The sequence below is a fragment of the Promicromonospora sp. NPDC059942 genome (genome assembly GCF_042731755.1).
Taxonomy (GTDB): Bacteria; Actinomycetota; Actinomycetes; order Actinomycetales; family Cellulomonadaceae; genus Promicromonospora.
Window position 1 is genome coordinate 75069 of the sequence record NZ_JBHWLR010000018.1, and the last position, 12356, is coordinate 87424.

Consider the following 12356-nt stretch of genomic DNA (forward strand, 5'->3'; position numbering starts at 1 on the left):
CCCTACGCCGGTTCGACCCGGGTCGGGAGAGCGCTATCAACACCACCTGCCGACCTCGGTGCGATGGCGCCCGTACCCGAGCGGCGGTTGACTGGAATCAACTCCGGACGGCCTGTCCTGGGCCATCCGGTTGCCCCATTTGTTCCTCGGGAGGCACACCATGGGACAGGCACGTGAGTTGATGAACAGGTTCACCGGAGCCCTGATGAGCGGCGACCTCGACACGCTGCGCGAGCTCTACGCCGCGGACGTCGTGGTGACCACGCCGGACGCCGGGACCCTGCACGGCATCGACGCCTTCATCGGGTGGAACCAAGACTTCGTCAGCGCGTTCTCGGACCGCGCCTATCACTCAGAGCGGGAGCTGGAGACGGACGACTCGGCCATCGACCAGGGCGAGCTCGTCGGGACCCATACGAGTCCGATGAAGCTGCCCGACGGGCAGAGCGTCCCGCCGACCGGCAAGCAGGTCCACATGCGAGGCCTCGACATCGCCACGGTCTCCGGCGGGAAGATCGTGCGGCACGACTTCTACTTCGACCAGCTCGACCTGCTCACCCAGCTCGGGCTGGCTCCGACGGGCTGACGCCGACTGCCTGACTCCGACAGCCTCACGCCGACAACCTGACGACGCGGCCCGGACATATCGGTCGCGGTAGGGCCTGTGGAAGTGGCCGTCCGAGGTGCGAGACTGGCGGTATGGGAGTCGTCACCGACCGACGGCGCGTGGTGCGCGTCCGCGAGGGCGCCCGCGCGTCGCGCCCCGACACGCTCGCGGTCGAGGAACCGCTCATGGTCCGGCTGGTCGGGCCGGGCGATCTCGTCAGCCGGGCGCGCCCGCTCGGCGTGGTCCCGGGCGGCGTCGTGCCCGTAGGCGGTCTCGTCCCCGCGGGGGGTGCGCTGCCGGACGGCGTCCTGCCGGGCGCGCGCCCCGCCGGGACCACCCTCACCATGACGATGCGGACCCCCGGCGACGACTTCGACCTCGTCGCAGGCTGGCTGGTCTCGGAGGGCGCCGTCACGGCGCGCGAGGACATCGCCGGGATGCGGCTGTGCCCCGACGAGGACAACACCGTGGAGGTGGCGCTCGCGCCCGGCGTCGAGCCGCCGCGGCAGCGGGCCTTCGCGACGACGAGCGCGTGCGGGGTGTGCGGGTCGGACACCGTGGTGGAGGTGCGGGCCGCGCTGCGCTGGCCGGTCGCGCGCGACGCCGTCACGGTCGGGACCGACGTGATAGCCGCGCTGCCCGACCTGTTGCGGGAGCGCCAGCGGGCCTTCGACCGGACCGGCGGCCTGCACGCTGCGGGCCTGTTCACCGCCGACGGCGAGCCGCTGTACGTGCGCGAGGACGTGGGCCGGCACAACGCCGTCGACAAGGTGGTGGGGGCCGCCCTGCGCGACGGCGCCCTGCCCGCTGCCGGGACGGTGCTCCAGGTCAGCGGGCGGGCGTCGTTCGAGCTGGTGCAGAAGGCCGCGCGGGCCGGGATCCCGGTGCTGTCCGCGATCTCCGCGCCGTCGACCCTCGCGGTGGACCTGGCCGAGGAGTGCGGCCTGACCCTGCTGGGCTTCGTGCGCGGCGACTCGATGAACGTCTACACGCGGGCGGACCGGCTGCGCTGAGGCGTCGCGGCCGGTGCGACCCGGCGGGCGAGGAAGGCCGCCGCGGTGTCCATGGCGCGGGCCGCCGCCGGCTCGGTGGTGTGGTGGTGCTGGAAGACGTGCGCGCTGCCCGGGTAGACCTCCAGCGTCACCTCGACGTCGGCCTCCGCGGCCCGCGCGGCCAGCCGGGTGCTGTCGTCGAGCAGCACCTCGGCGGAGCCGACCTGGAGCAGCAGCGGCGGCAGGCCGCGCAGGTCGGCGAGCACCGGGCTGGCCAGGGGGTTGCGGGCGTCCGCGGCGTCGGACAGGTAGGTGGCCGCGTACTCCCGGATGTCGGCGGCGTCGAAGATGGGGTCCACGCTCTCCTTGCCGGTGAGGCTCGCGCCGGACAGCGTCAGGTCGAACCAGCCGGAGAAGGTGACGACGGCGGCCGGCAGCGGGAGCCCGGCGTCGCGGGCGGCCAGCACCGTGGCCAGCGCGAGCCCGCCGCCCGCGGAGTCGCCGGCGACCACGACCCGGGCAGGGTCGGTCTCGGCGAGCAGCGCCCGGTAGGCGGCCAGCCCGTCGTCGACCGCCGCGGGGAACGGGTGCTCGGGGGCGAGGCGGTAGTCGGGCGCCACCGCGCGCAGGCCCGCGCGGGCGGCGAGCGCCGCGGCCAGCGGCACGCCTGTGCGGGCGTCGCCGATCACGTAGCCGCCGCCGTGCAGGTAGAGCAGCACGCCGGCGTCGTCGTCGGTCTGCGGCCCGGCGATGTCCAGGGCCGGGACGCCGCCGAGCGTCGTCCCGGTCACGCGGGTGCCGTCCGGCAGCGGGAGCCGGCCGAACGACGAGTAGAAGGTGCGGAGCTCGGCGAGCGAGTTCTGGTCCATGGTTCCCCTCGGTGCGCGAAGATAGATTCCATGGAAGCCAAACAAGATTCCACGGAATCTATTCCTCGGGACGGGGGCGTGCTCGACGGCGCGCGGCTGCTCGACGACCTCGTCCGGGTCGAGGTCCGGCTATACACACTGCTCGACGCGCGCCTGCGGGCCGCGCACGGGCACGGGCTCGGCCGGGTCGACCTGCTGCGCGCCGTCGACGCGGTCCCGCGGTGCCGGGTCTCCGACCTCGTCCGACGCCTCGGGATCACCGTCGGCGCGGCGAGCAAGGGGGTGGACCGGCAGGTCCGGGACGGGCTGGTGCGCCGGCAGGCCAACCCCGAGGACGGCCGGTCCTCGTTCCTGGAGCTCACGCCCGCCGGGCGACAGGTGCTGGACGAGATGCTCCCGACGCTCGACCGCGAGACGGCCGAGGTGCTGCGGGGCACGGGTGTGCCCGACGGCGACCTCGCGCGCCTGGCGCGGATCCTCGCGGCGGTGCGGGGCGGCCTGGAGGCCGGGAGCGCGAGGTGAGGACGTCGCCGTCGGGCAGGAAGGCCTCAGCCCGTGAACAGCGGGATGACGCTCCGGACCGTCTGGAACAGCCCGTAGGCCAGGGGGACGGTCACCACGAGCCAGGTGAGGATCAGCCGCGGGACCTGGTTCGGCGGCTGCTCCGGCGTCCGCTCCTGGGTCTGCTCGACCATGGTCACACCTTCCCTTCGGCGAACTCGTCCGTGCGGCCCGGCCGCTCGTGGAACCGGGCCGCGACCGGCCGGACCAGGGCGTTGGCCACGAAGCCGACGGCGAGGACGGCCACCATGGTGAACAGCGCGGGCCGGTAGTCGGCGGCGACCAGCTCGCCGGGCGTGCCCTGGGCGTCCAGGAACCCGTTGATGATCAGCGGCCCGGCGATGCCCGCGGCCGACCACGCGGTGAGCAGGCGGCCGTGGATGGCGCCCACCTGGAAGGTGCCGAACAGGTCGCGCAGGTAGGCCGGGACGGTGGCGAAGCCGCCGCCGTAGAACGACAGGATCACGGCGGCCACCAGCACGAAGATCACCGTGGACGTGTGGCCGACGGTGGCCAGGAGCACGTACAGGATCATCCCGACGCCCAGGTACATGACGTAGATGGGCTTGCGGCCGATGTAGTCCGACGTGGAGGACCACACGAAGCGGCCGGCCATGTTGAACAGGGACAGGAACGCCACGAACCCGGCCGCCGTCGCCGGCGCGACGGACGAGACGCCGTCCACCCGGAAGAAGTCCTGGATCATCGGCGCGGCCTGCTCCAGGATGCCGATGCCCGCCGTCACGTTGCAGAACAGGACGGTCCACAGGAACCAGAACTGCGGGGTCCTGATCGCGTTCGCCGCGGAGACGTTCCCGGTCGAGACCAGCGGCTTGGCCGCGACGGCGGCGGCGTCGAACCCGGCGGGCGTCCAGCCGGGCGGCGGCACCTTCACCGTGAACACGCCCAGCATCATCACCAGGAAGTACACGATGCCGAGGGTCACGAAGAGCGAGGTGACGGCGCTGCCCGACGCCACCGAGGTGGGGTCGGTGGGGTCGTAGCCGCTGTCGTAGGCGGCCATGAGCTGCCGGGACAGGGGCGAGGCGATGAGCGCGCCGCCGCCGAACCCCATGATCGCCATGCCCGTGGCCAGGCCCGGCCGGTCCGGGAACCACTTGATCAGCGTGGACACCGGCGAGATGTAGCCGATGCCGAGCCCGATGCCCCCGATGAACCCGTACCCGAGGTAGACGAGCCAGAGCTGCGACGTCGCGATGCCGAGCGCCCCGACGAGGAACCCGGAGGCCCAGAAGCAGGCCGAGGCGAACATGGCGGCACGGGGCCCGGCGCGCTCCACCCACGTGCCCAGCACGGCGGCCGAGAGGCCGAGCATGACGATGGCGATGGAGAAGATGACGCCGATCGCGGTGAGGCTGGTCTCGAAGTGGGCGACCAGCGCGCTCTTGTAGACGCTGGTGGCATAGGCCTGGCCGATGCACAGATGGATGGCGAGCGCGGCCGGCGGGATGAGCCACCTGCTGTAGCCGGGCTTTGCCACCGTGTGCTCCCGGTCGAGGAACGACAGTGCCATCAAGCACCTCCTCGTGCTCAGGGGATCAGGTCGCAGTAAGTGCGGTTTCTCCCGTTTGCGTGGGCACGCTACTGGCGCTGGATGCCCGGGTCAATGGTCGACGGCGGCGCGCCTCACCCCGGCGCGCCGCCGTGCCCCCGGCTCAGTGCCGCGGGCTGCGCACCGCGGCCAGGAACAGGGGGAGGTGGGTCTCGGTGTGGGCGATCCGCAACAGGTAGGGCCGGTCCACGGTCATGCGGACGGCAGGCCCGCCCGCCGGAGCCCCGCTCGTCGCGACACCGATCTCGGTGACGGCGGCCGCGACCGTCCCGTCCTCGTCCAGGCGCAGGTAGGCCTGCTGCATCGCCTGGCTCACCCTGAGCTGCTCGGCGGTGCTGATGCCCGTGAGGTCCGGGGCGTCGTACAGCCCGCCCAGGCCCGCCTCGTCCAGGGCCGGGGCCAGGTCCAGCGTCGGCGGTTCGAGCTCCAGCGTGGGCATGGCGAGCTCGACGAGCCGGGGCGCCGCGTCGTCGAGGGCGGTGGTGAGGGCGGTCAGCGTGCCGGGCGCGACGTCCGCCGGGTCGGTGTCCTCCGGCGGCAGCAGCACGTCCGCGTGGAACGCCTCGCCGTAGGGGAGCCGGACGGCGGCCCAGCCGTCCTGCTCGGCGTACCCCCAGGACTCGGTGCCGTGCAGCATCTCGACGGGCCCGGTGCCCTCGGGGCCGGTGAAGTCCTCGTCCCGCGTGGCGTGCTCCTGGAACGGCGTGTCCCAGCGGGCCGCGAGCAGGATCGCGTTCTGCAGCACCAGGCGCAGCATCGGGTCGGGCTCGATCGCCGACTCCTTGATCAGGCCGCCCGTGTGGTGGTTCACCCAGGCGTCCAGCACCTTCTTGCCCGAACCGGTGCCCAGGTCGGTGCGCTGCACCCCGGCGTCGAACGCCGAGGCGAGCGCGTCCAGGTAGTCCGGCTCGACGGCGAGCCGGTCGTCGAGCACGGCCTGGTTCGCCAGGTGCAGCACCGGGCGGTCGGGGAGGTCGTCGTCCTGCGCGACGCCGGGGTCGCCGTCGTGCCTCGCGAGCTCGGCCGTCAGCGCGTTGTAGGCCGCGGTGCGGTCCTCGCCCGAGGCGCCGAGCGCGGCGTCCAGCGCCGTCGCCGTCTCGCCGCGCGCACCCTCGGCGAGCAGGGCCAGCGCGAAGGTCAGGGACGCCGGGGAGACCAGGGCGTTGTCCTTCGTCGTGGCGGTCGCGCGCAGGGCGAGCAGGCCCAGCTCCTCCGTCGCGACGACGGCGTCGGCGCTCGCGGATGCGTCGGCGACCGCGACGGTGACACGTGGCGCGTCCGACCGTTCCAGGCCCTCGTCCGCCGCGGGTCCGCAGGCGGTCAGGACGAGGACGGCGGCGGTGACGACCGCCGTCGAGGTCGTCGCACCGGGCGCGCGACGGTGGGTGGCGGGATGCGCGGACGGATCGCGACGCTGCACGGTTTCCTCCAGGTCGGTGGCCCGCACGGGCGGGTGGGGTCCTGCTCCGGATGTGTCGTGACGCGTCCCGTGCTTGCACCATGCCTCGTCTCAGACGTACAGGTCACCCGGGTGACCTGTACGTCTGACACGCGTGGGCGGATGCGACAGATGTCAGTGGCGGCGGGCACAATCACTCCCGACCATCCCGGTGGGTTCGACCCCCTGAAGTGAGGTAGTGGACGTTGGCAAGCATCAACCAGCGCATCGCCGAGGAGCTGGGCGTTCGGGAGGGGCAGGTGACCGCGGCGGTCGACCTGCTCGACGGCGGCGCGACCGTGCCGTTCATCGCCCGGTACCGCAAGGAGGTGACGGGCACCCTCGACGACGCGCAGCTGCGCACCCTCGAGGAGCGGCTGCGGTACCTGCGCGAGCTCGAGGAGCGGCGCGCGGCGATCCTGGCGTCGGTGCAGGAGCAGGGCAAGCTCACGGACGAGCTACGGGCCCAGATCCTGGCGGCGGAGACCAAGTCGCGTCTGGAGGACATCTACCTCCCGTACAAGCCCAAGCGGCGCACCAAGGCGCAGATCGCGCGCGAGGCCGGGCTGGAGCCGCTCGCCGTGGCGCTGCTCGGCGACCCGTCGCTCGACCCGACGGAGGCCGCCGGCCCGTACGTCGACGCCGACAAGGGTGTGGCCGACACGGCCGCGGCGCTCGACGGCGCCCGGGCGATCCTCGTGGAGCGCATGGGGGAGGACGCCGACCTGATCGGCACCCTGCGCGAGCGGCTGTGGAAGCGCGGGCGCATGCTGTCCGCCGTCCGCGACGGGGCGCAGGACAAGGGCGCGAAGTTCTCGGACTACTTCGAGTTCGCCGAGGCCCTGTCCAGCCTGCCGTCCCACCGCGTGCTCGCCCTCTTCCGGGGCGAGAAGGAGGACGTGCTGGACCTGACGATCGAGCCGGAGGAGGGCATCGAGGCGGGCGTGCCGACGTCGTACGAGGCCACGATCGCCCACCAGTTCGACATCACCAACCAGGGCCGTCCGGCCGACCGCTGGCTGGCCGACACCGTCCGCTGGGCCTGGCGCACCAAGATCCTGGTGCACCTCGGCATCGACGTGCGGCTGCGGCTGCGCTCCGAGGCGGAGGACGAGGCCGTGCGCGTGTTCGCCGCCAACCTGCGCGACCTCCTGCTCGCCGCGCCCGCCGGCACGCGGGCCACGATGGGTCTCGACCCGGGCCTGCGCACCGGCGTCAAGGTCGCCGTCGTGGACGCCACGGGCAAGGTCGTGGAGCACGCGACGATCTACCCGCACCAGCCCGCCAACCGCTGGGACGAGTCGCTGGCCGTGCTGGCCCGGCTGGCCCAGAAGCACAAGGTGGACCTGGTGGCGATCGGCAACGGCACGGCGTCGCGCGAGACCGAGCGGCTGGCCGCCGACCTCATGAAGAAGGTGCCGGAGCTCGGCCTGACCAAGGCCGTCGTGTCCGAGGCGGGCGCGTCCGTGTACTCGGCGTCCGCCTACGCGAGCGCGGAGCTGCCCGACCTCGACGTGTCCATCCGGGGCGCCGTCTCGATCGCGCGCCGCCTGCAGGACCCGCTCGCCGAGCTCGTGAAGATCGACCCGAAGTCGATCGGCGTGGGCCAGTACCAGCACGACATCACCGAGACCAAGCTGTCGCGGTCGCTGGACGCCGTGGTGGAGGACTGCGTGAACGGCGTCGGGGTGGACCTGAACACCGCGTCGGTGCCGCTGCTCTCGCGCGTCTCGGGCATCACCGCGACGCTCGCCGAGAACATCGTGGCCCACCGCGACGCGAACGGCCCGTACGGGTCGCGGGCGGCGCTCAAGAACGTGCCGCGGCTGGGCCCCAAGGCCTTCGAGCAGTGCGCGGGCTTCCTCAAGGTCTCGGGCGGCGCCGAGCCGCTGGACGCGTCGTCGGTGCACCCCGAGGCGTACCCCCTGGCGCGGCGCATCGTGACGGCGTCGGGCGCGGACGTGCAGGCCCTCGTCGGCAATCGCGGCGCCCTGCGCACGCTGAAGCCCACCCAGTTCGTGGACGAGACCTTCGGTCTGCCCACCGTGACCGACATCTTCGCCGAGCTGGAGAAGCCCGGCCGCGACCCGCGTCCGGCGTTCACCACGGCGTCCTTCGCCGACGGCGTCGAGACGCTGGGCGACCTGGTGCCCGGCATGGTGCTGGAGGGCCAGGTCACCAACGTCGCGGCGTTCGGCGCGTTCGTCGACGTCGGCGTGCACCAGGACGGGCTCGTGCACGTCTCGGCCATGTCCAAGAACTTCGTCAGCGACCCGCGCGAGGTCGTGAAGTCGGGCGACATCGTCAAGGTGAAGGTCATGGACGTGGACCTGCAGCGCAAGCGGGTCTCGCTGACCCTGCGCCTGGACGACGAGATCGGGGCGGCCCCCGGCGGCCGCACGTCTGGCGGCTCCCGCTCCGACGGGGCCGGCGGCCAGGGCGACGGCCAGCGCGGCGGCCGTCCGGGCGGCGGCGAGGGCCGCGGCCGCGGTGGACAGGGCCGTGGCCAGGGACAGCGCGGGCAGGGCGGTCAGGGCGGACAGGGTGGCCGCGGCCGCCCGGCCCCGGCCGACACCGCGATGGCGGACGCCCTCCGCCGCGCAGGCCTGGCCTGACACCCTCCGCGAGCTGCGCTCGCGGGCCGCGCTCGCGGCCTGAGGAGGAGCCGAACGTAGGGTTGGTCGCAGCAAGAGGCGTGATGGGGCGACCAACCCTACGTTCGGCTACCAGGTGATGCCTGGAGCGGGCCCGGCATGGGAGACTGGGTGCCGCATCGTCGGCCCCCACCGGAGACCAAGTACGCCCCGTGAGCAGCACCGCAGAGACCACGCCCCGGCGACGTCGACGGCAGGAGCTCCTGAGCAGCTCGATCGTCGTGGCGCGCCGCCTGCTCGCCGACGGCGGGCTCGAGAGCGTGACGATGCTGGCCGTCAGCCGGGAGATCGGGATCGCTGGGCCAGGCCTCTACCGGTACTTCCCGAGCCGCGCCGACCTGCTCCGGGTGACGTACCGGGACGTGCTCGACGAGCTGGTCGCGCACGTCCGCGCGGCGATCGCCCGGCAGCCGGCCGGTGACCGCGCCGCCGCGGTGCAGGCGCTGACGAACGCGATGTTCGCGTGGAGCGTGGCGCACCCCCACGAGTTCGACCTGCTGCTCGGCGCCGGCCTGCGCCTGGTCGAGGACGGCGCGCCGGTCGGCGGGGAGTCCGGTGGCGGCACGTTCTACGAGGTGGCGGCGCTCGCGTTCCCCCCGGTCGTCGCCCAGTGGGCCGACGGCGCGGTCCGGTTCGACGAGCCGGTCGTCCCGGAGCTCGCGGCGGACCTGGGCGCCCGCCGCGACGCGCTCCTGGCCGTGTTCCCGGACGCGCCCCGGGACGTGCCGCTGGGTCTGGTCGTCGCCGTCCGCGTCGCGTGGCAGCGCACCTTCGGACTGTTGTGCATGACGGCGTACGGGCACGTCACCGAGCCCGACGGTCCGGTCCGGCGCGACTACATCACGGCCCTGCTCGACGACCTGAACGCCCGGAACCTCGCGCTCTTCGGCTTGACACCCAGCCCCGCCGCCGTCCTGGAGCCCGTGTTCGAGCCGGGGGCCGGGAGCTCCGGGTCCGGGACGGCGACGCCCGAGAACACCGCACCCGAGCCGTTCCTCGCCGGGGCCTACCCGGCCACCGAGGCGGGCACGACCGCGCGGGGCGGCACGGGCCGCCGGGCCCGGCTGCGCCGCGAGCTGCTGGCGGAGGCGCTGCGCTCGGCGCGCCGCCTGCTGGACGAGCACGGCCCGGACGGCGTCACGATGCAGGCCGTGGCGAAGGACGTCGGGATCGCGGCGCCCGGGCTGTACCGGTACTTCGACGGTCGTCCCGGCCTGTTGCACGCCACCCACCAGGACGTCGTCGACGAGCTCCTGGCGTACGTGGAGACTGCCAGGGCGCGGCAGCCCGCGGACGACCCGAGCGCGCAGTGCCACGCCGTGATCGACGCGCTGTTCCGCTGGTGCCTCGCGCACCGCAACGAGTACGACCTGCTGATGTCGGGGCGGATGCGGATCTCCCTCCCGGGCGAGGACACGCCCGGGGAGCCCCGGCACGCGCCGCTGATGGCCCTGGACCGGGTGGGCGCCGTGTTCGCGCCCATCGCCCTGGCGTGGTGGCGGGCGGGCTGCCGCGTGATCCCCGACGACGAGCTCCTGCCCGCGCTCGTGCCCCACCTGCGGGCCGCCCGCGAGGCGATGCGCGGGATCCCGGGCTTCCCGCCGGACGTGCCGCTCGGGCTGCTGCACGCGATGAACCTGTGCTCCGCGCGGCTCTGGGGCCTGCTCACGCTGACCGTCTACGGCCACATGGGCGACCTGGACGCCCCGGAGGCTGCCGCACACCTGGACGCGCTGGTGCTGGACCTCGCGGCCGACGCCCTCGACGTCTTCGGCCAGAAGCTCTCCGCCGCCGTCGTGCTGGTGCGGGACACGCCGGGGCCGTCCGGACCCGTCCGATAGACCGTGGTGCGGGTTCGGTCCAGGATGACGACATGAACAACGCACCCGAGACACCCGGTGAGCAGGCGGACGAGACCTACGACGTCATCGTGATCGGCGGCGGGCCCGTGGGCGAGAACGCGGCGGACCGCGCCTCCCGCACCGGCCTGTCCGTCGCCCTGGTCGAGTCCGAGCTCGTGGGCGGCGAGTGCTCGTACTGGGCCTGCATGCCGTCCAAGGTGCTGCTGCGCGCGGGCACCGTGCGCGCCCTGGCGCGCGACACACCCGGCCTGGCCGACCCGGGGGCGCCCGACGTCGCCGCCGTGCTGGCCCGGCGCACCGAGATCACCTACGACTGGGACGACTCCGGGCAGGTCTCGTGGGTCGAGGGTGCGGGCATGACGCTCGTGCGCGGGCACGGCCGCCTGGCCGGCGAGAAGCTGGTGGAGGTCACGGTGCCGCGCGCGCCGGCCGGCGGCGGGTCCGGCGACGCGGCCGGCGGCGGCGAGGACGACGACTCCGACGTCGGCGGGGGGCTCGGTGAGGCCGAGACCGGCGAGGCCCCGGTGACGAGGCTCCTGCGGGCCCGGCACGCGGTGATCGCGTCGACCGGCAGCGTGCCCGTGCTGCCCGACACCCCGGGGCTGGCGGCCGCCGCGCCGTGGTCGAGCCGGGAGGCGACGGGAGCCGAGGCGATCCCCGAGTCCCTGGTCGTGATCGGCGGCGGCGTGGTGGGCGTCGAGATGGCGAACGCGTACTCGGACCTCGGCGCACAGGTGACGCTGCTGGCCCGGGGCGGCCTGCTGTCGAACGCCGAACCGTTCGCGGGCGAGATGGTGGGCGAGTCGCTGCGCGCGATCGGCGTCGACGTCCGGACCGGTGTCGGCGTCGCCTCGGTCGAGCGGCCGGGCACCGGCAGCGACAACGAGCCTGCCGGTCCGGTGACGGTCACCCTGTCCGACGGCGCGACGATCACGGCCGCCGAGATCCTGGTCGCGACGGGGCGCGTGCCGCGCACGACCGACCTGAACGTGGAGAGCGTGGGCCTGGACAGGTCGAGCCTGGGCCGCGGCGGGGCGCTGGTGGTCAACGAGTCGCTCGAGGTGGTCGGCGTGCCCGGCGGCTGGCTGTACGCGTGCGGCGACGTGACGGGGCGGGCGCCGACCACGCACCAGGGCAAGTACCAGGGCCGGATCGTCGGCGACGTGGTCGCGGCCCGGTACGGCACGGAGTCCGGCGACCGGTCTCCGACGAGCGGCGACCCGGAGCCCGCCGTCGGACAGGAGGGCAAGCCGTGGTCGCGGTACGCCGCGACCGCCGACCACGGTGCGCGCGTCCAGGTGGTGTTCACCCACCCGCAGGTCGGCTGGGTGGGGCCGACGGAGCGCGAGGCGCGGGCCGCCGGGATCCCGGTCGAGGCCGTGTCGTACGACCTGTCCTGGGTGTCCGGGGCGAGCGTGGACGGCCCGAACTACACGGGCCGGGCCCAGGTGCTGGTCGACACGCAGCGCCGGGTCCTGGTGGGCGCCACGTTCGTGGGGCCGGACGCCGGCGAGATGCTGCACGCCGCGACGATCGCCGTCGTCGGCGAGGTGCCGCTGGACCGTCTGTGGCACGCGGTGCCCGCGTACCCGACGGTCAGCGAGGTGTGGCTCCGCTTCCTGGAGTCCTACGGCCTCTGAGCCGCCTCGGGCTCGGCCCGCTCACCCTCGGCCAACTCACCCTCGGCCAACTCACCCTCTGTCCCACTCACCTTTGAGGCCCGGGTTTCTTCGCTCTGGACGGATCCAGAGCGAAGAAACCCGGGCCTCAAAGGGGAGTCGGTCGGCCCCGCCGCGGCGT

Annotated in this window: 10 protein-coding genes; 6 read left to right on the forward strand and 4 right to left on the reverse strand. The window is 73.9% G+C overall.

Annotated features, from left to right (window positions below; all coding sequences use genetic code 11):
- Positions 1 to 181 precede the first annotated feature (181 nt).
- Both ACFV9Q_RS23830 and fdhD read left to right on the forward strand, forming a co-directional pair.
- Positions 182 to 586: an ester cyclase gene (locus tag ACFV9Q_RS23830; protein ID WP_377236458.1), complete on the forward strand. Its 405-nt coding sequence runs from the start codon at positions 182 to 184 to the stop codon at positions 584 to 586.
- A gap of 113 nt (positions 587 to 699) precedes the next feature.
- Positions 700 to 1620, forward strand: a complete 921-nt coding sequence (fdhD, locus tag ACFV9Q_RS23835) for a formate dehydrogenase accessory sulfurtransferase FdhD (RefSeq protein ID WP_377236459.1) — start codon at positions 700 to 702, stop codon at positions 1618 to 1620.
- On the opposite strand, the gene ACFV9Q_RS23840 is transcribed toward fdhD, so the two are convergent.
- Complete coding sequence (locus ACFV9Q_RS23840; RefSeq protein WP_377236460.1) at positions 1593 to 2468, reverse strand: alpha/beta hydrolase; 876 nt, start codon at positions 2466 to 2468, stop codon at positions 1593 to 1595. The two genes, fdhD and ACFV9Q_RS23840, sit on opposite strands and share 28 nt — an antisense overlap.
- 30 nt (positions 2469 to 2498) lie before the next feature.
- On the opposite strand from ACFV9Q_RS23840, the gene ACFV9Q_RS23845 reads away from it, so the two are divergent.
- Complete coding sequence (locus ACFV9Q_RS23845; protein WP_377236461.1) at positions 2499 to 2990, forward strand: MarR family winged helix-turn-helix transcriptional regulator; 492 nt, start codon at positions 2499 to 2501, stop codon at positions 2988 to 2990.
- A gap of 26 nt (positions 2991 to 3016) precedes the next feature.
- Here ACFV9Q_RS23845 and ACFV9Q_RS23850 read toward each other — a convergent pair whose 3' ends face one another.
- From ACFV9Q_RS23850 to ACFV9Q_RS23860, 3 genes are all read right to left on the reverse strand, one after another.
- The gene (locus ACFV9Q_RS23850) at positions 3017 to 3163 is read right to left on the reverse strand and encodes a hypothetical protein (RefSeq protein WP_377236462.1); all 147 of its coding nucleotides are present in this window, start codon (positions 3161 to 3163) and stop codon (positions 3017 to 3019) included.
- A 2-nt stretch (positions 3164 to 3165) separates the two neighbouring features.
- Complete coding sequence (locus tag ACFV9Q_RS23855; RefSeq protein WP_377236463.1) at positions 3166 to 4563, reverse strand: OFA family MFS transporter; 1398 nt, start codon at positions 4561 to 4563, stop codon at positions 3166 to 3168.
- Positions 4564 to 4705: 142 nt separating this feature from the next.
- A complete protein-coding gene (locus tag ACFV9Q_RS23860) occupies positions 4706 to 6022 on the reverse strand; it encodes a serpin family protein (RefSeq protein ID WP_377236464.1) in 1317 nt (438 codons plus the stop codon).
- Between the two features lie 224 nt (positions 6023 to 6246).
- Here ACFV9Q_RS23860 and ACFV9Q_RS23865 point away from each other — a divergent pair, with 224 nt between their 5' ends.
- The 3 genes from ACFV9Q_RS23865 to ACFV9Q_RS23875 all read left to right on the forward strand — a co-directional run bounded on the left by ACFV9Q_RS23865 (position 6247) and on the right by ACFV9Q_RS23875 (position 12196).
- Positions 6247 to 8655 carry a Tex family protein gene (locus ACFV9Q_RS23865; RefSeq protein WP_377236465.1) on the forward strand — a complete coding sequence of 803 codons (2409 nt, stop codon included), beginning with the start codon at positions 6247 to 6249 and terminating at the stop codon, positions 8653 to 8655.
- 191 nt (positions 8656 to 8846) lie between these two features.
- The gene (locus tag ACFV9Q_RS23870) at positions 8847 to 10535 is read left to right on the forward strand and encodes a TetR/AcrR family transcriptional regulator (RefSeq protein WP_377236466.1); all 1689 of its coding nucleotides are present in this window, start codon (positions 8847 to 8849) and stop codon (positions 10533 to 10535) included.
- Between the two features lie 32 nt (positions 10536 to 10567).
- Positions 10568 to 12196, forward strand: a complete 1629-nt coding sequence (locus ACFV9Q_RS23875) for a dihydrolipoyl dehydrogenase family protein (protein WP_377236467.1) — start codon at positions 10568 to 10570, stop codon at positions 12194 to 12196.
- Positions 12197 to 12356: the final 160 nt, after the last annotated feature.